This window comes from Sedimentisphaera salicampi, assembly GCF_002117005.1.
In the GTDB taxonomy this organism is placed as follows: domain Bacteria; phylum Planctomycetota; class Phycisphaerae; order Sedimentisphaerales; family Sedimentisphaeraceae; genus Sedimentisphaera; species Sedimentisphaera salicampi.
Genome location: NZ_CP021023.1, coordinates 764,868 through 789,866 on the forward strand (window position 1 = coordinate 764,868; position 24,999 = coordinate 789,866).

Annotated in this window: 15 protein-coding genes, 1 tRNA gene and 1 rRNA gene; 4 read left to right on the forward strand and 13 right to left on the reverse strand. The window is 46.7% G+C overall.

Annotation, left to right across the window (positions count from 1 at the left end):
• Window positions 1–112 precede the first annotated feature (112 nt).
• On the forward strand, window positions 113–7,117 hold the full coding sequence (locus tag STSP1_RS02890) for a PAS domain S-box protein (protein ID WP_085754911.1): 7,005 nt from the start codon (window positions 113–115) through the stop codon (window positions 7,115–7,117).
• Between the two features lie 137 nt (window positions 7,118–7,254).
• Window positions 7,255–8,538, forward strand: coding sequence for an arabinan endo-1,5-alpha-L-arabinosidase (locus tag STSP1_RS02895; RefSeq protein ID WP_085754912.1), 1,284 nt, complete (start codon window positions 7,255–7,257; stop codon window positions 8,536–8,538).
• Between the two features lie 333 nt (window positions 8,539–8,871).
• Here STSP1_RS02895 and STSP1_RS02905 read toward each other — a convergent pair whose 3' ends face one another.
• The 4 genes from STSP1_RS02905 to STSP1_RS02920 all read right to left on the reverse strand — a co-directional run bounded on the left by STSP1_RS02905 (window position 8,872) and on the right by STSP1_RS02920 (window position 12,521).
• Window positions 8,872–9,108, reverse strand: coding sequence for a DUF2442 domain-containing protein (locus STSP1_RS02905; RefSeq protein ID WP_085754914.1), 237 nt, complete (start codon window positions 9,106–9,108; stop codon window positions 8,872–8,874).
• 283 nt (window positions 9,109–9,391) lie between these two features.
• A 16S ribosomal RNA gene (locus tag STSP1_RS02910) occupies window positions 9,392–10,929 on the reverse strand.
• A 360-nt stretch (window positions 10,930–11,289) separates the two neighbouring features.
• Window positions 11,290–11,799, reverse strand: coding sequence for an O-acetyl-ADP-ribose deacetylase (locus tag STSP1_RS02915; protein WP_085754915.1), 510 nt, complete (start codon window positions 11,797–11,799; stop codon window positions 11,290–11,292).
• A 47-nt stretch (window positions 11,800–11,846) separates the two neighbouring features.
• A complete protein-coding gene (locus tag STSP1_RS02920) occupies window positions 11,847–12,521 on the reverse strand; it encodes an endonuclease III domain-containing protein (protein WP_118158566.1) in 675 nt (224 codons plus the stop codon).
• A gap of 260 nt (window positions 12,522–12,781) precedes the next feature.
• Here STSP1_RS02920 and STSP1_RS02925 point away from each other — a divergent pair, with 260 nt between their 5' ends.
• The gene (locus STSP1_RS02925) at window positions 12,782–13,489 is read left to right on the forward strand and encodes a PEP-CTERM sorting domain-containing protein (protein ID WP_085754916.1); all 708 of its coding nucleotides are present in this window, start codon (window positions 12,782–12,784) and stop codon (window positions 13,487–13,489) included.
• Between the two features lie 236 nt (window positions 13,490–13,725).
• Here the strand turns inward: STSP1_RS02925 and hisG are convergent, their stop codons facing one another.
• Complete coding sequence (hisG, locus tag STSP1_RS02930) at window positions 13,726–14,574, reverse strand: ATP phosphoribosyltransferase (RefSeq protein ID WP_085754917.1); 849 nt, start codon at window positions 14,572–14,574, stop codon at window positions 13,726–13,728.
• Window positions 14,575–14,627: 53 nt separating this feature from the next.
• On the reverse strand, window positions 14,628–14,891 hold the full coding sequence (locus STSP1_RS02935; RefSeq protein WP_085756648.1) for a phosphoribosyl-ATP diphosphatase: 264 nt from the start codon (window positions 14,889–14,891) through the stop codon (window positions 14,628–14,630).
• 163 nt (window positions 14,892–15,054) lie between these two features.
• Here STSP1_RS02935 and STSP1_RS02940 point away from each other — a divergent pair.
• A tRNA-Lys gene (locus STSP1_RS02940) sits at window positions 15,055–15,127 on the forward strand.
• A 55-nt stretch (window positions 15,128–15,182) separates the two neighbouring features.
• Here STSP1_RS02940 and STSP1_RS02945 read toward each other — a convergent pair.
• The 7 genes from STSP1_RS02945 to STSP1_RS02980 form a co-directional block, all read right to left on the reverse strand.
• Entirely contained in the window at window positions 15,183–15,386 is a 204-nt protein-coding gene (locus tag STSP1_RS02945) for a FeoB-associated Cys-rich membrane protein (protein WP_085754918.1), read from the reverse strand.
• A 13-nt stretch (window positions 15,387–15,399) separates the two neighbouring features.
• A complete protein-coding gene (gene feoB, locus STSP1_RS02950) occupies window positions 15,400–17,448 on the reverse strand; it encodes a ferrous iron transport protein B (RefSeq protein ID WP_085754919.1) in 2,049 nt (682 codons plus the stop codon).
• 23 nt (window positions 17,449–17,471) lie between these two features.
• Window positions 17,472–17,708, reverse strand: a complete 237-nt coding sequence (locus STSP1_RS02955) for a FeoA family protein (RefSeq protein WP_085754920.1) — start codon at window positions 17,706–17,708, stop codon at window positions 17,472–17,474.
• A gap of 819 nt (window positions 17,709–18,527) precedes the next feature.
• Entirely contained in the window at window positions 18,528–21,089 is a 2,562-nt protein-coding gene (locus STSP1_RS02965; RefSeq protein WP_085754922.1) for a LamG domain-containing protein, read from the reverse strand.
• 194 nt (window positions 21,090–21,283) lie between these two features.
• Window positions 21,284–22,075 (reverse strand): hypothetical protein, encoded by a 792-nt coding sequence (locus STSP1_RS02970; protein ID WP_085754923.1) that lies wholly within the window; start codon window positions 22,073–22,075, stop codon window positions 21,284–21,286.
• A 128-nt stretch (window positions 22,076–22,203) separates the two neighbouring features.
• Window positions 22,204–23,385 carry a substrate-binding domain-containing protein gene (locus STSP1_RS02975; RefSeq protein ID WP_085754924.1) on the reverse strand — a complete coding sequence of 394 codons (1,182 nt, stop codon included), beginning with the start codon at window positions 23,383–23,385 and terminating at the stop codon, window positions 22,204–22,206.
• 5 nt (window positions 23,386–23,390) lie between these two features.
• A complete protein-coding gene (locus tag STSP1_RS02980; protein WP_085754925.1) occupies window positions 23,391–24,821 on the reverse strand; it encodes a hypothetical protein in 1,431 nt (476 codons plus the stop codon).
• Window positions 24,822–24,999: the final 178 nt, after the last annotated feature.

Here is a 24,999-nt window from a genome sequence, read left to right on the forward strand (position 1 = left end):
TATCTCCCTTTTGCACAGTTCAAAAGGATAAGGCAAAATATTAAAAAAGGCTTGTATGTGCATACACATTCAGGTTGGAAAATAGCCAAAGGCAGGCTTTGCAGGAAGTTGAATGATAAACTTCTACAAAAAATACAGTCTTAAATGGAGCGATGAGCTTGGGCTTTCAGCAGGACTGACTGGATGCAGCGTCATATTCCTCACCTTTCTTGAAAAAGGCGTGTGTAAGCTTGTAGCTGCGGGAACCCCGGAAAAACTTGCCGCACCAAACATTTCCCTCTCCGGCGAATTCACAGAGGCTGCGCTTGATGCCAGAAAAAAGAACACCCCGCTAAAGCTCCAAACAAAAGCTCTATGTTCGGGCTGCAGTGAATGTATGATTTACCCGTTTGAATACAAAGGGGTATCTTATCAGCTCTGCGCCTGCAGCGGGGAATCTATCGGCAAATCAGCAGAAAAGGGGCTGAAGCTTATCGAAGAGTGGCTCAAGAGAGATATTGAGCGTGAAATCTCAGACCCCACCTCCACTGCCCCAATAGAAATAGAAAACGTTGATGCGCTGGTGAAATCTGCCGCCTGGACATACGACCCCAAAACAAAGCTCTACACCGGAAGCGACTCTTTCTACGAGATTTTCGGCGTTGAGAAAAAGCCTTTACCCAGAGAAAAGCTTTTTTCCTACATTCACCCAGAAGACAGGGAGAAGGCTGTAAGCAAGATTGACTCAGGTATCCGCGACGGCACAGTCCACCAGAGCTTCTTCTACCGGCTCATTGCGGGCGACGGAAGCATTAAATACGTAAACGTTAATTCAATCAACGTATTCGATGAGAACGGCAGATTCCTCAGGCGGTTCGGCGCTATTCAGGATGTAACCGAGCAGAAGCTTGAAATCGAACGGCTCAGACAAAGAGAAAGACGGCTCGAAAAGGCGCACAAACTCTCACTCACCGGCTACTGGAGCTATGATATAAAAACCGATGAGATGGTGTGGTCTGAGCAGCTTTATTCAATTCTCGAGGTGGACAAATCCATCAAACCATCTCACAATTTTTTCGTGAACCTGATTCACCCTGAAGACCAGAATCAATACACCCGCCTTTTCGAAAAAGCCCTTAATTCCGGCGGCTTAGACAGCTTCGACTGCAGCTTCCGGATACTCCTCAAAGACGGCAGGATCAAATGGCTCGAAGGGTTTACAGAGGTTGTGAGAAACGAGCAGGACGAGGCGATATTCCTCAACGGCTATCTCAGAGATGTGAGCAGCCTGAAGCTTCAGCGGGAAGTCTTCGATACAAGCTCATCTGTTGGAGATGTTGGAGTTTTCGATTTAAACCTCATCACCGGCAGGCTGAAAGCAAATGAGCAGTGGTTCGTTAATAACGGCCTTGAATACAGTTCAGAAGAGCAGGACATCTCCATTATCCTTGATAAGCTCCATCCCGAAGACCGCAGAAAGATCAATGCGATTCTGGCAGACTGCGCCGCCGGCAAGACCAAGCAGTTCTCAGCAGACCTGCGCGTTTATATCAGCTCTGAGAGATACAAATGGACAAGGGCTTCCGCTCAGGTTAAGGATTATCTGCCCGCCAACAACATCATAAGGCTGGTTGGCGTTGTGCTGGATATAAATGAAATCAAGAAGGCGGAAAGCTCTTCCAGGATAAACGAAAATAAATTCAAGTCTATGTTCGATAATGCCCCCCTGCCCTATCAGTCTCTGGATCCGGAGGGCAGATTCATTGAGGTAAACCCCGCTTGGCTTGGGCATCTGGGATATTCAAAGCAGGATGTTGTTGGCAGATGGTTTGGCGATTTTCTCAGCGAAGAGTATAAAGATGCTTTCAAAGAAAATTTCCAAGAGTTTCAAGCCTGCGGCGAGATAGACAATGTTATCTTTGAGATGATAAAGGCAGACGGCAGCGTGATTACCGTTTCGTTCCAAGGGAGATTTTCCTACGACTCCGATTCAAATCCCGTGAAAAGCCACTGCGTTTTCAGAGATATAACCGAAGAGCTCGAATCTATGAAGACAATCCGTCTTCTCTCAAAATTCCCCTCCGAAAACCCCAACCCCGTTCTGAGGATGAGCGAAATAGGCGAGCTGTACTACACTAATAAAGCCGGAGAGGAGTTCCTTGAGGGAAGCGGAAAAGAAAGAAAGCTAAATAAAGACTTCAAGGATCAGGTGCTCATTGAATGCTGCATCAATTCTCCAGGAGTTTTTAATTATAAGCTTGGCGAAAAGACATACCGCGTTTCTTTTGCAAAAATTCCGCCGGAGAACTACATAAACATCTACGCCTCGGACATTTCAGAGGAGGTGGATGCAAGAAAACGAATCGATGAGCTCTCAAAATTCCCGGAAGAGAATCCAAGCCCTGTTTTAAGGATCGATTTCGATAAAAATGTTCTCTACAGCAACGAGGCGGCAAAAAGATTTACAAAGTTTGAAGGCAGCAGAGAAGTAATTAAAGACGAACTCCTGAAGAAAACAAACGAGATTTCGACAAACACAGAAACAGGCGGTTTTGAAACAGAATATAACGAACAAACCTACAGTTTCAGGTATTCTGTGATTGACCCGCCAGGATATATAAACCTCTACGGCACTGACATTACAGGCCGCAAGAAGGCTGAACTCGAAAAACAGCAGCAGGCGGAGAATCTCCGCATCACGGTTAACTCCATAGGAGATGCCGTGATAGCAGCGGACACGCAGGCGAGGGTTACGCTTATGAATCCAAACGCCGAGCAGCTTAGCGGAGTGAAATCTGAAGATGCCCTCGGCAGACGGGTTTCAGAGGTGCTGGATTTTAAGCGGGCGGGCACAGAAGAGCAGGTTGCCAATCCTGTTGATAGAGTATTGGAAACTGGCGAGGAGGTTGGCCTTGCTAACGATACGGTTCTTGTTTCGGCAGATGGGAGCAGAAGGCAGATAGCAGACAACGGGGCGCCGATAAAAGATGCGGAGGGGAATATCACCGGCGCCGTGCTGGTGTTCCGTGATGTAACAGAGCAGTATGAAAACCGCAAACGTATTGATGAGAGCGAAAGAGAGCTCAAAAGGGCTCAGGAAATCGGCGAGATAGGCAGCTGGAAATTCAACTTAAATACTTCTGAGGTCTTCGCCTCGCCGGAGACCTGCAGACTCTACGGCCTGGATCCAGCAAAGAGCTACAGCATCCCTGAGGTTCAGGAAGTGCCTCTTAAAAAACACAGGAAGCAGCTTAATGAAGCTATTGAAAAACTCCTCACCGGCGAGAAGAAATACGACGAAGAATTCAAAATCAAACGTCCCTCTGACGGCAAAATTCGCTGGATCCATTCGATAGCAGAATACGATAAAGAGGCAAACGTTATACGCGGAACCATACAGGACATAACCAAAAGCAAAGAGGCCTCCGAAAAGCTTGCCGAAAACGAGGCCAAACTTCGCAGCTATATAGATAACGCACCTTTCGGGGTGTTCGTTGCAGATTCCAAAGGCCGGTATCTTGAAGTTAACCCCTGCGCAAGCAGGATGTCAGGATACAGCAATGAAGAGCTTACGAAGATGTCTATCCCTGATCTCCTCACGCCTGAGAGCAAAAAGCTGGGTGAGGAGCATTTCAAACAGCTCTGCCAGATGGGCTTTTCCTACGGAGAAACAGAGCATTTCCATAAGAACGGCGAGAGGAGATGGTGGTCTGTTTCAGCAGTGAAGCTCAGCGAAGACAGATTCCTCGGATTCACCGAAGACATCACCGAAAAGAAGAAAGCCCTCCTCCAACTCGAAGAGAGCGAAGAGAATCTCAGGATTACTCTCGATTCAATCGGGGATGCTGTTATATCCACAGATACTGAGGGGCGGATTGTATTATTCAATCCTGTAGCGCAAAGGCTCACCGGCTTCAGCTTGCAGGAAGCGGCCGGCAGGGATATATTTGAGGTGTTCAATATTTTCAAGGGCGGCACTAACGAACCAGCGGAGAATCCTGTTAAGAAAGTTTTGGAGAAGGGGGAAATCGTAGGCCTTGCCAATCATACTGTGCTTATATCTAAAGACGGCAGCGAGTATCAGATTGCAGACAGCGGGGCGCCCATCAGAAATTCAAAGGACGAGATGATTGGCGTTGTCCTTGTGTTCAGGGATGTAACAAAGCAGTATGAATATCAGCGCAAGATAAGGGAAAGCGAAGAGCGATTCAATGCCATCCTCCATACAATCCCCGATATGGTATCCGTGCACGACCGCGATCTGAATATCGTTTTCAGCAACTGGAAAGGCTTTGCAGCAGTGGACAAGAGCAAGAGGGTGATAGGCTCGAAATGCTATAAGACATACCGCGGCTATGATGATATATGCCCGGACTGCAAGGCAGGCGAGGTTTTGAAAACCGGCAAACAGATTCATAGAGAAGCCCGTCTCCCAGACGGGAACTGGTTCGATATCAGGGTGATGCCGATATCTCCGGAAGGTGAAAAAGAACCTGCATACTTTGTCGAATGGGTTCGGGATATTACAGAAAGAAAGAAGAATGAAGAGCTGATAAAAGAAAGCGAAGAAAAATTCAGGAGCCTTTATCAGAGCATTCTTGATGTAATTCTCATACTTGATGAAAACGGCTTTATCTTAGACTGCAACAAAGCGGCAGAAGAAAACTACGAATACACCAGAGAAGAGCTGATAGGGAAAAATGTAACTGATCTTTGTGAAGAGTCGGATATAGAAGATTTCAGAAGTTTCACCGAAAAGGTGTTTAGAGAAGGTTCGGAAAAGCGAAATTCCGGACACCCGCACATCTCCAAGAGCGGAAAGAAAATATACCACGACGTAAATTACAGCTTAGTTGAGTATAAGGGCGAAAAACGAATAATGGCCGTATGCAGGGATATTACGAAGAGGCTTAAAGCAGAAAATGAGCTGCGGGAAAACAAAACCTTCCTCGACAGCATCCTTGAGAGCATACAGGACGGAATCAGCGTACTTTCTAAAGATCTTGATGTGCTGTACACAAATCCAAAAATGGAGCAGTGGTATTCCCAGAATTTGCCCCTTGAAGGGAAAAAGTGCTATGAGTGTTATCACAACAGCAAAAAGCCCTGCAGCAACTGCCCCTCTATAAGGGCAATGAAAACCGGAAACACAGAATATGAGATAGTTGAAGGGCTCCCCGGAACTGAAATGTCTTATGTTGAGCTCTTCAGCTATCCCATGAAAGACCCCATTACTAACGAGATCATCGGTGTAATTGAGTTTGTGCGGGATGTAACCGAGCGTCTCAAAAATGAGCATGAGATTGAAAAGCTTACAGAACGCCTTCAGCGGTCAACCAAGGCCGGCGGCGTAGGGGTTTGGGAATACAATATAAAAACAGGCGAGCTTATATGGGATGATTCAATGTACGAGGTTTACGGGGCAAACAAAAAAACTCATCCCGTGCAGAAATACAGCGACTGGCAGGATATGCTCCATCCCGACGATGCTGATAATGCGATCAAAGCTGTTGAAGATGCCCTTGAGAATCATATTCCCTTTGACACTGCCTTCCGGATAATAACAGACAACGGGCAGGTAAGGTGGATAGCAGGGAAGGCAGATATCACGTATGATAAAGACGGCAAGCCGGAATATATGGCTGGTACAAACTGGGATATTACAGAGCTCAAAGAATATCAGCAGTCTCTGGAGATTGCTGCAGAGCAGGCAAGGCAGGCAAACACCGCCAAGAGCCAGTTCCTCGCAAATATGAGCCACGAGATAAGAACGCCGCTGAATGCGATTATCGGCTACGGGAATATCGTAAAGCAGAGCAACCTCGACCCGATTGTGCTCAAGCACGTTGAATCGATGAACATTGCAGGGAATTCGCTGCTTGCTCTGGTTAATGATGTGCTGGATCTCTCGCGGATTGATGCGGGAAAATTCAAGGTAACTAATAAGCCGGTAGATATCGGGGCGCTGATGAATGAACTTGAGGCAATATTCGAGAACAGAATGAAGAGCAAGGGACTCAAATTCAACATCTCAAAGGAACTTGCCGTAAACGGGATTCTAATAGATGGGGCACGGCTGAGGCAGATTCTGGTTAATCTGCTGGGCAATGCAGCAAAATTTACCGAAGAAGGCCATATCGACCTCAAGGCGGGAGTGTACCATTCGAGCGGAAAAAGCGATCTCTACGATTTAGAGTTCACGGTTAGTGATACAGGGCCGGGGATTAAAAAGGAAGATCAGGAAAAGATATTCGAGTCTTTTGAGCAGGTTGATGCAGGGCCAACCAAAAAACATCAGGGCAGCGGGCTCGGACTTTCAATATCAGCAAAGCTTTCCGAACTCCTCGGCGGAGAGCTTAGCGTTGAGAGCGAAACAGGAAAGGGAAGCACTTTCCGCCTGCATCTGCCCAAGAGAAAATTTGCCGAGATTGAAGCATATGACAGCCATTCAGAATCGGTAGTATTCAGTCCCTGCAAGGTAGTTGTTGTGGAGGATGATGAGGATAACCTAAAGGTATTGTGCGAGCTGCTCAAAACGCTGAACTTAAAGCCCGTGCCGTTTGAATCAGGCAGCGGGGCTGTAGAGTATTTCAAAAACAGCTCTGGGCAGGTTGTTCTGTGCGATTTGAGGATGCCGGAGATGGCAGGCGATGAGGCTGTAAGAGAAATTAAAAAAACAAGATTTGGAAGCAGTGCAAGCTTTATCGCTGTTACAGCGGATATCTTCGAAAAACAGCACTATGATATGAGCGTGTTTGATGATGTGCTGCATAAGCCTGTATCAAAGGCTGATTTGGTGGGCGTGCTTGAAAAATACCTCGACCACACCTTCTCACAAAACGCCTCAAACACAATAAGCAAAGGGGCGGGGAAGAAGCTAAATAAAAACATAAAACTCTCGAAAAAAGCCGCAGAGAAATATAAGCAGCAGATCTCGCCTATGATTGAAGAGGCAAGCTCAGCAGGCCTTGCTATGAAACCAATAGCAGAACTCGCAGGGAGCCTGAGGATATTCGCTGAAGAGAACAAAAATCAGCAGCTCAAAGCCCTCGCAGAAGAGCTGGATTTTGCAGCCAGATCTTTTGATATAAACCTGATAGATGAGTGCATCAGCATACTCAAGGAGCTTGGCAGATAGAACATTTCCGCCTCTGCCCGCCCTTCCGCATAATAAACCGGTTTTATCTTTCTTCTGAGAAAAATTGCTGGTAAAATTGCGTTTTCTCAGTAAATTAATGTGCAGTAAATTTGAACTAATTAACAAAAGGGGAAGCGATGTTTCGCAAACTTACTATCCTGTTTTTCGCTGCTGCTGTTTGCTCAGTCTGTTCTTCTAAAGAGATTATATCACTGGCAGACCCCGCTATTATTCAGGCCGAGGACGGCTGGTTTTACGCCTTTGGCACTGGAAGAGGCCTGCCGATTTATCGAACTAAAGACCTTGTTGACTGGCAGAGGTCTGACACGGCCTTTGATACACCTGTGCCGGAATGGGCGAAAAAGCCGATGGGCAGTCCAAATGCGGTATGGGCTCCGGATATAGTTAAGATGGACGGAGATTATTACCTCTACTACAGTGTTTCCCAGTTCGGCAGCCAGCGGTCTGCTATTGGAGTGGCTCGGAACAAAGCCCTGAATCCCGATTCGCCTGATTATGAGTGGAAAGATCTCGGGATGGTTGTAGAATCTTTCCCGGGCAAAAGCAGCTTCAACGCAATAGACCCGTGCGTTTTTCAGCTTGACAGCGGCAAGGCTTATATGTTTTGGGGTTCATTCTGGAGCGGGCTGAAAAGCGTGGAGATCAACCCCGAAACAGGCAAACCTGCAAAAGAAAACCCCGATATCCAGCCGATAGCGGCAAGACCAAACAGCCACCCGCCGGCGATTGAAGCCCCCTTCTACTACGAGAAAGACAACATCCATTACCTCTTCGTATCTTACAACAGCTGCTGCGACGGGGCTGAGAGCGAGTATAAGTTAATGGTAGGCCGAGCGGGCAAGCCCCTCGGGCCGTACCACGGCCTCGACGGAGAAAAAATGCTCGAGGGCGCCGGAGCCCTTCTGCTTTCAAACAACGACAACTGGCGCGGCCCCGGACACAACTCGGTGATAGAGGCGAAAGGGAAAACATGGCTCGTTCATCATACATACGACACATTCAATCTTCACAAAAGACGCATTATTCAGGTGCGCCCGCTCTACTGGACTTCCAGCGGATGGCCTGTGGCCGGGGAGCCGCTGAGCAAAACAAATCCTATGACCGCAGATAAGGCAAATCCGTCTTCCAGAGACCTTTTCGGGAGCTGGAGGCTGAGCATCAATTATGAAGAAAAGGGTTTATATGATTTTGTACGGGACGGAAAAATCGCCTCACACCCAAAGGCATGGTGGAAACATTCCGGAAATAGAATAAAGGTGAACCTCCCGGGAGAACTCGCTCAAAACGGCTCCGAGCCGGAAGCTGAAACGCTTTTCATTGAACCTTCGGAAAGCTGTATGGTGGGCAGAAACCAAAACGGAGATATCCTCAGATTCAAGAAGGTAGGCGTTTGCAGGTAAGATAAGAGAAAGCTTGTATGAGCTGGATTGTCCGCATTTTCTAAACGCTTAATGGTTTTCAATAAGAGTCTTAATCAAGTTTTGGCCGGCTATCCCAAACTTGCGGGATTTTCTGTTAAGCTCCGTTACCAGTCAAAATGGGGAATCCACATTCACTCATTTGTACTCACAATCAGAATATCCGGCTCTCGAAACATTCAGCAGTTAAGCAATATAAAGACCTTCATCAAAGGCTTTGTCAAGATCTTCTAATTTTTCAGCCTTCATATAAAGCAATTTACTTTACCCTGCTCCAGCGGCACATATCGGCTTATCTGCTTTAGAAACCCTTATTTAAAAACATTTACTTTCGTTATATAATGTTTCTGGGTCTATATCAATGCCGTTAGCCCATTCAACACTGTCAAACGCTACTCTGGCAGAATTAAACATCTGCATATTTTTAAGCTCGGCGAATTTACCTTTATTCAAATAACGCGAAAGATCAAAAACGCGTCTTTCGCCGTTTTCGAATTTTAAATCCAGTTTGAAATCTTCAAGCGGTTTTACTTCAATAACACCTTTATACATAATTCACCTCAATGGTTCTATCTTAAAAGGAACTTCACCATTTTGAGCAAGCTCTTAATATTCTCACTCCGGCTTTAATGGAAATCATTGCCGCATTTAACCTATAAGTCTCAGCAGGCAATTATATCAGACTCTTTTAAAAATCAAAAAAAGCCCGATGCTGTTAAGCACCGAGCTTCTAAATTCTTATCAGGGCACTGAATCGTTAAGGAGTCTGACGTAAAAGGCCAAGCAGCTAAAATTTCGGCATAATTGCCATACTGCTTAGTTTTTCATCCCTTAGAAAGGAGGTGATCCAGCCGCAGGTTCCCCTACGGCTACCTTGTTACGACTTAGTCCCAGTTACCGAGTTCACCGTAGGCAGCCGTCTCTCCGAAGAGTTGACAAGCCGACTTCGGGTGCTCCCGATTTCCATGACTTGACGGGCGGTGTGTACAAGGCTCAGGAACATATTCACCGCGTCATTGCTGATACGCGATTACTAGCGATTCCAACTTCATGTTCTCGAGTTGCCAGAGAACAATCCGAACTGAGGCAGACTTTGTGCGATTTGCTCAACCTCACGGCTTTGCGTCGATCTGTATCTACCATTGTAGCACGTGTGAAGCCCTGGGCATAAAGGCCATGAGGACTTGACGTCATCCCCGCCTTCCTCCGGTTTAACACCGGCAGTCCCGTTAGAGTCCCCAGCTTAACCTGCTGGCAACTAACGGCAAGGGTTTCGCTCGTTCAAGGACTTAACCCAACATCTCACGACACGAGCTGACGACAGCCATGCAGCACCTGTGTAAGTTTCACTCTCCGAAGAGAGCAGCCAGACTCTGTTTCCAGAAAGGCATACAAACATGTCAAACCCAGGTAAGGTTCTGCGCGTTGCTTCGAATTAATCCACATGCTCCACCGCTTGTGTGAGCCCCCGTCAATTCCTTTGAGTTTTAGCCTTGCGACCGTACTCCCCAGGCGGTGCACTTAACACTTTTGCTACGCCCGTGATAATGTCAGAATTACCACGAACCAGTGCACATCGTTTACGGCATGGACTACCGGGGTATCTAATCCCGTTCGCTACCCATGCTTTCGTACCTCAGCGTCAGGTCATACCCAGCGGGCCGTTTTCACCTCTGGCGTTCCTCTTCATATCTACGCATTCCACCGCTCCACGAAGAGTTCCACCCGCCCCTGTATGCCTCAAGTTTTCCAGTTCGCCCCCCAATTCCCCGGTTGAGCCGGGGGATTTCAGAGAACGCTTAAAAAACCGCCTGCGTACGCTTTAAGCCCAGTGATTCCGAACAACGCTTGCCACCTTCGTATTACCGCGGCTGCTGGCACGAAGTTAGCCGTGACTTCCTTTAGAGTAGTTCTGCTTGCGCTTACTTGCTCTTGACAGCAGTTTACACCCCGAGGGGCTTCTTCCTGCACGCGGCGTCGCTGGGTCAATCTTTCGATCATTGCCCAAGATTCGTTACTGCAGCCCTCCGTGGAGGTCCGGGCAGTGTCTCAGTCCCGATATGGCGGACCAACCTCTCAGTCCCGCTACCCGTCGTTGCCTTGGTGAGCCGTTACCTCACCAACTAACTGATAGGGAATAGGCCGCTCCGATGCCGATAAATCTTTGATTGCTAACCCTGCAGCTCGCAATGTTATCAGGTATTACCGCCCCTTTCGGTAGAGAGCAAGCTCTCGACGCTATACCTGTGCATCGGGTACGTTACCTATCCGTTACTCATCCTTTCGCCACTAGCCATGAAAGGCTCGTGCGACTTGCATGTCTTAACCACGCCGCCAGCGTTCGTTCTGAGCCAGGATCAAACTCTTCAATTTAAATCCTTATCTCATCAATCTCACTGTAAAAGCGATTTTGTGTGATTTTATTTTTTACGGATGCTTCACACTCCAGTTTCTCGCAAGGAGTATGATTTATAACACACCTGTGTTATTATTTTCTGCCTCCCAATATCCAGTGCGAGCCGAATATCAGGGGCACTCCTAACGATTCTGGTCTGTACCCTGTTAAGTTTTTAATGAGCTCCTCGAAAGCTTTCGCTGACAAGGAACGTGGAATTCTATAGAATTGATGGGCCAAGTCAAACCAATTCTAAACAAAATTATGAAAAATTTGCCGACTGGCTCAAAGATTATGAGAAAATCTCGCTTTAGAAGCAATATGCTTGCTAAAAAACTCTACTCTTTTGGTGCATGCTTGTAAGTAAGGTATGCAGAATCGGAGAATGCCACCAAATAAACTTCCTGCACATACTTTGAGGTTTGCAGGAATCTTTCAATCTCTCTTGCTGCAATCTTTGCCGCTTCCGCCAAAGGATAACGGTATGCCCCTGTGCTTATTGAAGGGAAGCTCACCGAGCGGAGTTTATATTCTTCTGCAAGCTTGAGAGAGTTTTTATAGCAGTCAGCAAGCAGCTCCGGTTCGTTGTAGTCTCCGCCTCTCCAAACAGGCCCTACGGTATGGATCACATATTCTGCCGAGAGATTGTAGCCCGGAGTGATTTTTGCCTCGCCTGTTTTGCAGCCTCCGAGGGTTACGCATTTTGCAAGCAGCATCGGGCCTGCCGTCCTGTGTATTGCCCCGTCAACACCGCCGCCTCCAAGCAGAGTTTTGTTTGCAGCGTTTACCACAGCATCTGTCTGCTGCTTTGTTATATCACCTTTTATAACCTTGAAAATTTTTTCCATTTGTCGAACCTGAAAATCTTTACAAAACAAACGAGAAGTTTAATGTTTCACCGGCTTTTTTCAACCCCGATTCGCTTGCAGAAAGCAGTTATCGGGCACTGCGAGCAAATAGGCGATATCGGCTTGCATATCTGCTGACCGTGGGCGACTATATACGTATTGTACCTTATCCAATGCTTTTTAGGGAGCACTTCCTCCAGCATCTGCTCAGTTTCGTAGGGCGTTTTTGTTTCGATTATCCCGAGACGATTGGATATCCTGTGAACGTGCACATCAACGCAGATTGCTTCCTTGCGGAACGCCTCGCCAAGCACCAAATTTGCCGTTTTCCTGCCCACTCCTTCAAAGCTCATCAATTCCTCGATACTTTGAGGCACCTGCCCATTGAAGCTGTCTATGAGTTTCTGTGCGGCGGCCTTTATTCTCGGGGCTTTAGTGCGCCAGAAACCAACCGGATATATGAGCTTCTCGATTTCCGATTCCGGCAGTTCGGCAAGTTCCTGCGGAGTATTCGCCCTTTCGTAGAGCCTTTTTGAAGCAGCGGCGGTGGTCTGGTCTTTGGTTCTGGAAGAGAGCATTGTAGAGATGAGCACCTTGAACGGATCCTTCTCCTGAACGGCTATGAGCGTAACGATGGGAATCTGGTAGTTATCGAATGATATACGCAGAGATTCCATCAGAGATGCTATGTCTATTTCTTTGCCGTACGGTGTTATTTTCATTTCAGGCACTCTTTTAACCAAAGGCAACTTTAATACAAATTCCGAACAGGAGGATATTATACTGTTTAGCCGAAGGCAAGAAAGCTGTTTTAAATTTAATCCCCCAAATAGTACAGATACAAATGATTAAAAGCAAAACAGACTTGAAATACGAGTAATCATATTGTACTATTATAATTATAATAGGGTTTATTTCGCTAAATATTTTGATCAGGAAAAAGTTGTAAAGATGAAATTATTGAAAGGAAAAAGGTGTAAAGATGAAATTATTGAAAATTGGTATTTCAGCAGCGTTACTTATCGCATTTACAGGTGTTTCAAAGGCTAATTATCTTGATGTGAGAATCGACCTGTCAAACGATCATGGTTCGGCTTCAGGGAACTGGAATGTTATTGATGAAAGCAAAAAAAACTCAACTGTTACAGGTCTGGTAGATTACATCGACGGGACGTCCACTGATCTGTCAATCACTGGCTCAAACTGGGATGGCGAATGGCACGGAAGTTGGCATCCTGAGAATGATCAGGATGTTGGCTGGGTGGAATATGACGCCGGCATGGACCATTTTAATGTATATAAAGACTCTGCGAGCATTGAAGTTGTCGGGCTGAGCACCAGTAAGAGCTATCAGGTGGAAATTGTAAGCGCTTATGGCGTAGAAAATGGTGCTACTTTTCACCTGACTGTCGATAACGAATACGCCGACAGAAGCTACCAAGGGATAACCGATCCCGCCGCTCTGGAGAGCTGGGATGCTGTTGCAGCGAGCGGATATAATGAAGGAGACAGCCCCGACTGGCTTATATGGGATGATGTAACTTCCGATACCGGAAACATAAACTTAACTTCGAGCTGCGACAGCGACTATGCAAACATTAAGGCAATCAGAATTTCAGAAGTGCCGGAACCTGCAACGATGGCGATGCTCGGATTAGGCGGGCTGTTTCTCAGAAGACGCAAAGCCTGATATAATATTTCTGTAAAACGGCAGGGAAGGCATTGAGAGACCTTCGCAAACCGCTGCTTTACCTGTATCAAAAGAGGGTATTTGACAAGCCCTCAACGATAGATTTATGAACTTATGGGGCAGCTGTGAAGCGGAAAAGATATTACTATATATAGAGCGGTTAGTCTTGATAATAAGATTAACCGCTCAGAGAGATGGATTAACCTAAAATAGGGTTTTATTTCCGGCATTGCAAATCAGATTCTGCAAGTCTGGATATGTGTAACGATTATTCCTTTTGCTCCAAGTTCTGCGAGCTGGTCGATAGCGGGATTAATTTTCTTTCTCGGGAGCATAGCCTTCACAGCCATCCAGCCCTGTCTGCTGAGCGGTGATACCGTAGGCGATTCGATACCCGGGGTGATTTTGCAGGCGTCTTCGAGCTTTTCCTCCGGCACGTCATACTCGATTATGGCATATTCTCTGGCAACGATAATCCCCCTGAGCCTTTCGATAAAGAGCCGAACCTGCTCGTTTTCCATTATGCTCTCATTCTTAGCGACAACCGCCGCCTCGGATTCCATTATCGGCTCTCCGATTGTTTTGAGCCCAGCTGCTGTAAGCGTCCTTCCGGACTCAACGACGTCCGCTATCGCATCGGCGACACCCAGACGTATCGATATCTCAATAGCTCCATCCAGCTCCACAACCTCAGCGCTGACGCCGCGTTTTGCCAAATCGTGCAGGACAACATTCGGATAGGATGTGGCGATTCTCTTGCCCTCAAGGTCTTCCGGTGTTATATCCAGCTCCTTCGGTGCGGCATAGAAAAACCTGCTCTTTCCAATACCCAGCCCGAGAAGCTCGCAAACACTCGATTTGCTGTCTATAGCAAGGTCTCGGCCGGTAATCCCGAGTTCGAGAATCCCTTTGCTTACGTATATAGCAATATCCCTCGGGCGCAGATATATAAATTCGATTTCGTTTTTCTTGTCAACTACTGAAAGCTCTTTCCCGCTGCGTTTGCAGCTGTAGCCGGCTTTTTTTATAAGATCCAGCGAAACATCAGATAGCGAACCTTTATTCGGCACTGCTATTTTAAGCATTTCTTTTTCCCTTTATTGTAACCTTTGCAGCCTGAATCTAGGCCGTCGAATTTTTAAAGATACCTATAAACGTCTTCAAGCTCGAGCCCTGAGGCAATCATCATAACCTGCGCATGATAAAGCAGCTGAGATATCTCCTCGGCGGTTTTCTCTTTGCCTTCGTATTCAGCCGCCATCCACACCTCGCCGGCCTCTTCTATCACCTTCTTGCCGATGAAGTGCTTGCCCTTGCTGTATTCTTTCACTGTTCCGGAATTTTCATCCTGCGAGGCAATCTTGCCCTTGAGCTCTTCAAATAGTTCTTCAAAACTTTTCATTATTAACCAGCCGAAATCAAAATTATTTCTTTTGTAAAACGAGGCAGAAGTATATCGTTTGCTGAAAAAAAATAAAGATAATTTCAACTTGTATTTTTTCGGATTCCTAACAAAACACTTGCATTAAGCCGCAATTTCTATAAAATCCGCCTTCCTATCAAAGGGGCGATTAGCTCAGCTGGCAGAGCAGCTGACTCTTAATCAGCGGGTCGCGGGTTCGAATCCCTCATCGCCCATTAGCCCTTCTCTGCTTAATTGCAGGGAAGGGCTTTTTCTTGGAAATTTTTATTTTTATTCAGCTTTGTGTTCTTGGTCGTTTTCGCTGTTTTCGTCTTGATCTATTTTATCTTGGCTGCACCCTTTGTTTCTCGCAGGGCAGTCTGCCGGGCAGCCTTTCCCGCAGGGCGTTTCGCCCTTTGAGGATTTAACAAAAGAATACACAAGGAAAACGGCCGCAAAAACTACCACAGCCCCCACAATAATCTTTTCTATCATAATTGCTCCTTTCCTAAGTTATGAGGATCCCCATCTGATACACCGCAGCAGTAATCACAAATGCCAGGACAGTGAGCCCGATAAACTGCCCCATAGCAAATGCCCAAGACTGCGTTTCTTTTCTGCAAATTGCCACCGTCGCCACGCAGGGCGTGGATATCAGGCAGAACAGCATAATGCAGAAGCCCTGGAGCGGTGTGTATTGCTCTTTAAGTTTCTCTCTGAGCGGTTTTGATTCGGCCCCTGCATCCCCGAGCGAATTCACGATACCCATCTGAGCCACGAACACCTCTTTTGCAGCGAATGCGCCGAGAAGTGCGGTTCCGATTTTATAATCGAAACCCATAAGCTTTGTTGCCGGCTCGATAGTGGTTGCAATCCTGCCTGCTGCAGTATGCTTGAGCTCTGCGGCCTGCGCCTGTTTCGGCACCATTCCCGCTGTTTGTTCTTCCGGAAGCTTTGGGTAGCTGGTCATAGCCCAGAGTATGATTGAGATAGCCAGAATAAGGGTACCGGCCTTCTTTAGGTATAGCCAGCTTTTCTGCCACATATGGGTAAAGACGCTTCTGAGCGTCGGAACGCGGTATGGAGGCAGCTCCATAAGCATCACTGTATTTTTGCCCTTGAATAGCGTTTTGCGGAGCACCTTGGCCAGAATAATCGCAAGCAGTATGCCAATAACATACATACTCCACATCATAAACCCGTGCAGATGCTTTGGGAAGAATGCAGGGATTATCAGGGCGTATATCGGCAGCCTCGCTCCGCAGCTTATTAGCGGAAGAATCATAATCGTAGTAAGCCTGCTTCTGCGTTCGTTGAGTATTCGGGTGCCCATAATTGCGGGTACGGTGCAGCCAAAGCCGATAAGCATCGGGATAAAGCTCTGCCCGTGAAGACCGATTTTCTTCATAATTCTGTCCATCAGGAATGCAGCCCTTGCCATATATCCGGAATCTTCAAGCACCGCAATCGCAAGGAACAGAAATATAATATTAGGCAGAAACACGACCACTCCGCCAACTCCGCCTATGATTCCATCAACAATCAAAGACTGAAGCGGGCCTTCTGCGCCTGCCGGCCAGGCAGAGTTTACAAAGCCTTTGAGCAAATCGAAGCCGTTCTCTATTACTGTCATCACAGGATCGCCGAGCCAGAATGTGAGCTTGAACACAAGATACATCATCCCGAAGAATATCGGCAGCCCGAGCACCCTGTTTAGCAGGATTTTGTCTATAGCATCGCTGGCATCGTGCCTTATCTCCACAGTTTTGCGTACAGTCTGCTCGAAGAGCCCCGAGATAAACCCGTACCGCTTCTCTGCCATAAGGATGTGCGGATTGTCGCCGTACATACGGTTCAGCTCTGAGATTGCCTCCTGAGCCACTTTTGCAGCATTCTCGCCGAATTCGTTTATATCGCAGTCCATCTGAAGAAGCTGAAGGGCGTGGTAGCGGGCTTTTTTCTCGTCTCCGGCGGTAACCTCTTTGGAGATCAGGCATGTGAGCCTTTCGAGCCTTTCTTCTATATCGCTGCCGTAGTTGATTCTGTTGTCGAATTCCCGCCGGCAGTTATGCTCGTAAACAACAGCATCCAGAAGCTCTTTTATCCCCTCGCCCTTGTTGCCCACCGTGGATACGGCAGTTCCGTTCAGGAAGGTACCGATCTTTTCTTTATCGTATTCAAGGCCGTTCTTAGTTGCCACATCATACATATTCAACGCTGCAACCAAAGGCTTGTTCAGTTCGAAAAGCTGGGTAGTGAGAAAGAGGTTTCTCTCGAAATTGTTGGAATCTATTACATTTACAATCACATCGCACTCATCGCTGAGAACGAAATCCCTCGCAACCTTCTCATCCATTGAATGTGCGGAGATGCTGTATGTACCGGGCAGGTCAACAATTCTGATTCTATAGCCCTTATGCTCGCACCACCCTTCAACCTTCTCTACTGTAACCCCGGGATAATTGCCTACATGCTGCTTTGCGCCAGTAAGGCTGTTGAAAACGCAGCTTTTACCGCAGTTGGGATTGCCAGTGAGTCCTACTGTTATTTGTTCCATATTATTGTTCCGGTGTTTGGTTTTCAATTTGATATATCCGCAAGATCCACTTCAATGTTCCCCGCATTCTCGCACCTGATTGAGATAAAGGCATTGCCGAGTTTTACTTCTATCGGATCTCCCAAAGGCGCAAAACGAAGAACTTTAACGCAAGCCCCTGCTCGGAGCCCCATTTCTACGAAACGCTTTAGATATCTGTCTTCTGCAGATATGCTTTTTATCGTGCAAATTTTGCCCGCAGGCACTTCAGTAAGCTTCATAATCCTTTGCCCTAATTGCTTCCGAGAAAAATGTTAGTCTTTCCTAAACTTTTAAGGAGAAGTATAACTCAATGAAAAAAAATTTCAAACTAAAATTTCAGAATACCAAGCTTCGTGTGCGACAATATTTTTTGGCAAAGCTTTTTTAAGCCGAATCTATACGCCGCAGGCGGACAGACGCAGAGGAAATATATATAATCCACAGATTACACGGATTACACAGAGGTTTTTAAATAGATATATCATTCTCTCTCTCCGATTGCTCTCCGCCTCCGGCGGACAGGCTCGGTATAAATCAAATTTACATTGGAGGGGGGACAGGCACATAAATGAGGGAAGGCTCTCTGCCGGCAAGGACGGCGCCACGCAATACACAATTTTATTCTTATGCGGAAAATGTGTTTTTGACACGGAGATACCGGAGGAAACGGAGGGGAGATGTGATTTTGACAGGATTTACAGCCCCGAACCGCTTTTGCTACGGGGCAAGGATTGACAGGATAAATATTAAATAAGGAAAAGGCGGAGAGAAATTTTTCAGCCGCTAATCAGCACTAATTATTCACTGATGATCTGCATTTTGCCCAAAAAAATTCAGAATACCAAGCTTCTGATTGCGTTAATAATTCGGGTCATTCCCCAAGTATTTATTGGACAGAGCTTTGCGTAATTGATTGATATTTTTCTTCAGTGAAAGTGCTCGAAAACTTCCAATATTTTTCAGGTCGGGCGGGTTTTAGACAAATACTCTTAACAAAAACAAAAGGACGCAGAGAAGAGTCCCTGCGTCCTTGAGTGTTTAGTTATTTGTAATTATGATTAGTAAAGCGGTTCAGGCCAGAGCTCTGTTTGAAGCCATTCGCCTGCCATCAGTGCATAATCGGGGAGGTTTATCTCGCCGCTGTCATCAACATCAGCGCTGTTGTCTGGAAGCGGGATCGTTGTGCTGGAAACGTCTGCAAGATAGAGGATTTCCGCTGGAGCAAGGGCATAGTCGTAGATCTGCACCTCATCCATATCACCTTCCATACGAGACCATGTGCCTTCTCTAACGCCGCCGAGGCTGGCATTGACAATCTCGCTGCCTATAATCTCAGTATCAGCGCCATAGTTTATTTCAGCGGGCAGACCGTCTATATATATAGTTGCCTTGGATGCACCAGCATCTTTAACAAATGCGTAGTGAACCCATCTCTGATCTGCATCTGAAGGATAGTACTCGGTAACACCATCCAGCTCACCATCTCCTGAGCCTGAGAAGAATCTGACTATTTTGTCCGGCGTAAGATTGATTCTTACAGACTGATCGCCCCAGTCGCTCCTGTAGGCTCTCATAACATCACGCCACTCACCGTTATCAGGAACCTTCAGCCACATTGAAACAGAAACCTGATCTGTAACGCTGCTGAAGACCTCTCCCGGGATGAGGAAGTGGAAGTTTCCGTCGAAGTCTGCATAGCCGCTGCCGTTATACCCGCCTGAAGACTGAACAACTGCGGTCTCTTCCGCTGATGAAGGATAGGCATCGTAGCCGTTTCCTGAGATATCGAAGATTGTGTTCGGATCGGTTATGCCGTTGAAGTCGTAATGTACGAGTTTGTGAGCCTGATCGGGCTGTTCAGCGGTAATAACATTCTCTGATTCCAGCCACTGACCTGCCATATACAGCATATCATCCTCATCTACCACGCAGTCGTGGTTGAAGTCTGCTGTCTGGAGGAATGAGTCGGGCGTGCCGTCGCCTGTGGAGTCCCAAACGCAGCGAGGAGATTGTATCGAAACATTATCAATCAGAACCATTCCGCTGCCTGCAGGAGCTGAGGCGGTTTCCTCGCCAATCTGAATGTGAATCTTCTTCACCTGAGTAAGATCAACGCCCTGAGGGGAGGCATCTGCAAGGTCTGCATTGAATTTGAAGCCTGAATCCCAGTTTACAATAGGGCCGAAAGCAATATCATCAACATCACCAGCGTAGCTGAGCTTTGCCTGATTGCCAAGGTCGTCTTCTAAGATGAGATAAATCGGCTCGACGTCGTTATCTTCGCTTCCCTTGAAATTGAACCCAACAGCCTGGATTTCCTCTCTGGTGAAATCCTGAACCGTGTCAAACGTTTTTGTTACCAGTGAGTAGTATGGGGCCTCGTCGTTGTTGTAGTACACCGGCATCATCTGGCCGTGTGCAAAGCCGCTCTGTTCCACATAAGGTGATTCAGGATATCCTACCTGCGAGCCAGTTCCATTGCCCGGGACAACCACGGGAGTTGAATAGCCAACGCCGTCGTGCCATGTTTGGTACACCCTATTGCCTTCATCGCCGGTGTAATCCTCGAAATCATCAATCATAAACGTTTCCTGCGGGGTGAAAGACCAAACATCGCCGGTCCAGATCTCTGTGCCGTCTGCGCTCACTTCATCTACTCTCCAGTAGTGCGTGAGACCCATAATGTAGTCAACAGCGATCTCGTTCGGGTCTATTCTGCCCAGATAAAGATCGGAGCTTGTGTCTGCCGCCTCTACGTCTGCCTCATTATAACCGAGGTAAACATCGTGCTTATCGGCCTCTATGCCGGCAGTCCAGTCGAGCATATCGCGGTCGTAATCAATACCTGCGCTGTTGTTTGCGGGGATCGGATTGCTTGCAAAAGTAAGCTCAAGGCTCGCAGTAACTATGGTTTCGTCGTTCTCTTCATCATATTCCGCTGCAATCCCGAGATCCTGCTTGGTTGAAACAATCTTTCCGTTGTTAACATAATCATTAACTTGAGAAACTTGATCGCCGTCAATAATGAGAGTTCCATCGGAGATATTAACTACTGTAGGCTCTGTTGTGCTCTGGCCTCTTATATCAATCTCTCCAGCTATAACGGTGCCGCCGTCGAGATTCAAGACCCCCGAAGCATCGCCGTACATACCCATCGCAAGCTTTGTGCCCACATCAAGCAGCCCGCCAGTCATGTTGACAGCGGCTTTTGTCTGACCGCCGAGGGTAAACCAGCCGCCGGTGGAAATGGTTCCGCCGCTCATGTTGAGAGTTGCTTCCATACCGCTTCTATTATCTTTACACATCACGAATTTATCGCTGACATTCAGGCTTCCGCCGGATACATTCATCTCGAAAACACCGTCTGCAGTGGCTTTTCCGAGATAAGCCTGATTCACCTCAAGATCAACAGTTGAGTCCATCTCCATCAGCGGACTCCACTTGTTGTCGAAATAAAGAATATCTCCTGGCGCAGGAACGCCTTTGTCGCCCCAGTAGTTGTCTGGGTCGCTTATGAGATTGTTGTTCGGGTCTCCGCCGCTCCAGTAATGGTCTTCCGCCATTGCTGCGCCGGCGGTAAAGATTAGAAGTGCTGTTAAAACGAATACTATTTTTTTCATAGTACGCCTCCGATTAAATTAAAAAATAAAACACGAATTTCACTACAGATTTGATTTTACTGCCTTGCGAAGCGAATACCAAGGCAAAAACACCGCCAAAATTCACATATTTTTCACTGATTTGTAAACACAGCTTTTCCCTATGCTAACTGCATACGCTTTAAGCAGACGGTCTTAAAAACTGCAAAATCAAATTAAGATCTGCGTTTCTTCCTGAGAGCAAAAAAACCAGCAGAAAGAAAAGCGAGAGTTGCAGGCTCCGGAGCAGTTACAAGTGTCTGATCCAAATTGGAATCATAGCTTGCAGTTACATCATAGGAAGTAGTGGAAACTATTTTTCCTGCACTGACGAAGCTTAGAACATCCGATACCTTATCACCTTCAAGTTTTAGAGTTCCATAAGATATGTTAATCTTTGTAGGCTCTGTTGTGCTCTGGCCTACGATATCAATCTCTCCAGCCATAACGGTGCCGCCGTCGAGATTCAAGACCCCCGAAGCATCGCCGTACATACCCATCGCAAGCTTTGTACCCACATCAAGCAGCCCGCCAGTCATGTTGACAGCAGCTTTTGTGTTGCCGCCGAGGGTAAACCAGCTGCCGGTGGAAATCGTTCCGCCGCTCATGTTGAGAGTTGCTTCCATACCGCTTCTATTATCTTTACACATCACGAATTTATCGCTGACATGCAGGCTTCCGCCGGATACATTCATCTCGAAAACACCGTCAACAGTGGCTTTTCCGAGATAAGCCTCAGCAACCTCAAGATCAACAGTTGAGTCCATCTCCATCAGGGGATTCCACTTGTTGTCAAAAAAGAGGGTGTCTGCCGGTGCCGGAACGCCTTTGTCGTCCCAGTAGTTATCGGGATTATTAATCAAGTTGTCTTGCTCGCTTCCGCCGCTCCAGTAATGATTAGTTGCTGCCAACGTTTCGCCTGCTGCTAAAACGGAAAACAGCAATAAAAAGAATACTATTTTTTTCATAGTACGCCTCCGATTAATTTAAAAATACAATACGAATTTCACTACAGGTTTGATTTTACCGCCTTGCAAAGCGAATCCCAAGGCAAAAACACCGCCAAAATTCACACATTTTCCACCGATTTGTAAACTCAGCCTGTTCTTTCAGTACGGAGGTCTCTTCGGTACTGCGTTGGTGAAATACCCTTTTGTTTCTTGAAATACCTTGATACGTGGTCAGGGTCTGGGAAGTGCATTTTATAGGCAATTTCGGAGATAGTCATATTTGTTTCAATAAGCAGCTCACAGATTTTTCTGATTCTGCACCTTCGGATATAATCGTGTACAGAGCATTTCAGGTGTCTTTTGAATTTGTTGTACAGGAACTGCCTTGAGCAGCACACTTCATCGCAAACATCTTCTGTTTGTATGGGCAGCATAACATTGTCTCTAATAAATCGAAGGGCTTTTGCAACGCTCTGATCTCTCACAGCTATAAAATCTGTTGACTGCCTTACAGAAATTCTCCCCGGTTCAACGTGGAGCGTTGCAGGCGGGCATTTCTCTCCATCCATCAATTTCACGAGAAGTTTTGCAGCTTCAAAGCCGCAGTCTCTGGTTTTCAGGTTTATGCTGGAGAGTGTCGGCGTTGTGAAATTGCAGATCAGATCATCATTATCCACTCCCAGCACAGAAACCTCATCAGGAACTTTAATATCCAGCCTCTTGCAGGCCTCTATAACGTGTTTGCCGCAGAAGTCGCTGCAGGCAAATATTCCAATAGGTTTCGGGATAGAATCAAGCCATTTTTCCATCCCGGCACGGAAAGGCTCCTTCATTGTGTATTTCCCGGGAGGCTCGTAAAAAAAACTCCGCAGCCCCTTGCACTGATTTTCAACTATCTGCTTGAAATGCTCGAATCTTGCGTTGCACCAGTCGAAATCCTGCAGGCCAACGTATCCGAAGTATGAATGTCCGTAGCTAACGAGGTGTTTGACGGCCTCACGCGCAACCATCTGATTGTTCACCTGTATCAGATAATCGCCTTTGGCAAAGCCTCTTGAAGCGGAAGCGAGAATTGTCGGCACTCCGAAATCGGGGAGCGAATCGATATAAACAGATTCCACCATAATTATCCCGCTAACGCCTTTCGCCTCTTGTGAGACGTATTTTATGAAAGCGTGTTCTTTGAGCTCTGTGGCGATTTCTGCATCAATAATTTTGAAACGGAGATTTTTTACAACCCTCCCGTAGCTGCTGATTCCCTTGAGCAGCTCTCGTCCATTGCTTTTTGTTCTGTCTATAACTAAAAGTATTGAGCGAGGGTCAAACAAAGTTTTCACCTGCCAATTTCAAACATTGCAAAACTGTACGGTTTCATAACTGCGTTAATGCCTTCTTTTGTGATGGATGTTTTCAAAGGCGAAATTATCTTCTCGCTATCTGTTTCCAGAGGCGCTGCCTGCTTGCCGGATACCTTTAAGTTGCCTTCTGATGGAATTTCGATACTGAGTTCTCTTTCAAGCTCAGATTTATTGAGGGCGAAAACGTAAATCTTTCCGCTGGATTCATCCATCGCTGCTGCTGAGGGGAGGGTAAAATCCTCAGGTTCCGATTCTATAAGCGTTTTTCCCATCACATTTGACAGCAGCCTAAATATATAATATACAGGCTGGGGATTATCCTTTCCTTCGAAAAGATTTCTCCCGCTGAATTTGGCATTCGGTCTGTTCGGCGTATCAATTGGCCACATGCAGGCGATATCGAGCCCGCCGTTTATAAACTGCATCATCATCTCAGCCTGCATCAGGGAGCACTGCCTTGCTGTTAGATCCTCGCCTTCGTCTTTCGGCCCCACGTTCCACTCCAGAGAGGCGAATTTTATATCCCTTCCGAACGATTCTGCCCTGCTGCGGAAGATTTCGATAGTTTTCTCGTAAGACGGGGCTTTCGGATGCCACTGATTCTTCTGGCTCATCGGCTTCTGTGAGAGCCAGCTTTTCCAGCTCGCCTTGCCCCAATTCCAGTACCAGTGCACATCCAGCACATCAACGAACTCGCCTGCGTGTTCAATGATTTTTCTGATCTGATTCCAGTTGTTGTTTTTGAACACCCCGCTTTTCCAGTTGACGATAATCTGAATATCAGGGTCTATGCGTTTCATCCGTGAGGCAAAATTCTTTACTATCCTTGCATACTGCTCTGCCGAGACAGAGATCCGCGAGCCTTCGTGATAGGGCTCATTGCCGACATACCAGTATTTAACGCCGTAATCGTTTTCCTTGCAGTATCTCACGAACTCCATCGCCTCGCGGAGAGAATCAGCGTTGCGGTTGAAAACCAGCCCGGAATCGATATTCACACCAATCATCTTCTCGCAGCCTATCTTTTCGCAAAGCTCGATATAATCATCGACGGTTATGTAGTTATCGTTTTCGGGGGCGAGCTTTGGGTCTAAATCCGGATTGTTTTTCCATGCATCGTGCCAGCCGTCGTAGGTTGGGAGCTTCCAGTGGAAGTAATCGCTTACCTCGCCTCCCGGATAGCGGAGAACTTCTGTATTGAGCTCCTTGAAAAGCTCAATGTTGTTTTCGTAGTACCAGAAATCTTTGGGATTCCAGCAGTATATCGCATTGAACCCCATCAGCTCCTCGCTGATCTTCCCCTGCCTGCTTTCAGGGCTGATTTTGAGGGAGATGTTTTCTGCAAACGCTGAGTTTGCGGCGAACGAGATAACTGTTAAAAATGTTAAAAACCTTACAATAGCCATTCTTTAACCCATTAAATTAATAAAATTTCACAAAAGCCCTGCAAATCTTATATCATTTGCAGTTTAGATGTCAACAGAGTTAATGTTTGCAGGAAGTTAAATTTATACAGTTTTTTGCTCAGGCCCGAAAAAAATTGTCGCACACGAGGTTTGTGTGGGATTCGATTTTGCTTGACTG

What these genes read in the sequence shown, in the direction of transcription:
- STSP1_RS02915 (WP_085754915.1), bottom strand. Translation starts at nt 11,799, where the DNA reads ATGGAAAAAATTTTCAAGGTTATAAAAGGTGATATAACAAAGCAGCAG.
- hisG (WP_085754917.1), bottom strand. Translation starts at nt 14,574, where the DNA reads ATGCTTAAAATAGCAGTGCCGAATAAAGGTTCGCTATCTGATGTTTCG.
- STSP1_RS02905 (WP_085754914.1), bottom strand. Translation starts at nt 9,108, where the DNA reads ATGTATAAAGGTGTTATTGAAGTAAAACCGCTTGAAGATTTCAAACTG.
- STSP1_RS02945 (WP_085754918.1), bottom strand. Translation starts at nt 15,386, where the DNA reads ATGATAGAAAAGATTATTGTGGGGGCTGTGGTAGTTTTTGCGGCCGTT.
- STSP1_RS02965 (WP_085754922.1), bottom strand. Translation starts at nt 21,089, where the DNA reads ATGAAAAAAATAGTATTCGTTTTAACAGCACTTCTAATCTTTACCGCC.
- STSP1_RS02980 (WP_085754925.1), bottom strand. Translation starts at nt 24,821, where the DNA reads ATGGCTATTGTAAGGTTTTTAACATTTTTAACAGTTATCTCGTTCGCC.
- feoB (WP_085754919.1), bottom strand. Translation starts at nt 17,448, where the DNA reads ATGGAACAAATAACAGTAGGACTCACTGGCAATCCCAACTGCGGTAAA.
- STSP1_RS02920 (WP_118158566.1), bottom strand. Translation starts at nt 12,521, where the DNA reads ATGAAAATAACACCGTACGGCAAAGAAATAGACATAGCATCTCTGATG.
- STSP1_RS02895 (WP_085754912.1), top strand. Translation starts at nt 7,255, where the DNA reads ATGTTTCGCAAACTTACTATCCTGTTTTTCGCTGCTGCTGTTTGCTCA.
- STSP1_RS02970 (WP_085754923.1), bottom strand. Translation starts at nt 22,075, where the DNA reads ATGAAAAAAATAGTATTCTTTTTATTGCTGTTTTCCGTTTTAGCAGCA.
- STSP1_RS02925 (WP_085754916.1), top strand. Translation starts at nt 12,782, where the DNA reads ATGAAATTATTGAAAATTGGTATTTCAGCAGCGTTACTTATCGCATTT.
- STSP1_RS02890 (WP_085754911.1), top strand. Translation starts at nt 113, where the DNA reads ATGATAAACTTCTACAAAAAATACAGTCTTAAATGGAGCGATGAGCTT.
- STSP1_RS02935 (WP_085756648.1), bottom strand. Translation starts at nt 14,891, where the DNA reads ATGAAAAGTTTTGAAGAACTATTTGAAGAGCTCAAGGGCAAGATTGCC.
- STSP1_RS02955 (WP_085754920.1), bottom strand. Translation starts at nt 17,708, where the DNA reads ATGAAGCTTACTGAAGTGCCTGCGGGCAAAATTTGCACGATAAAAAGC.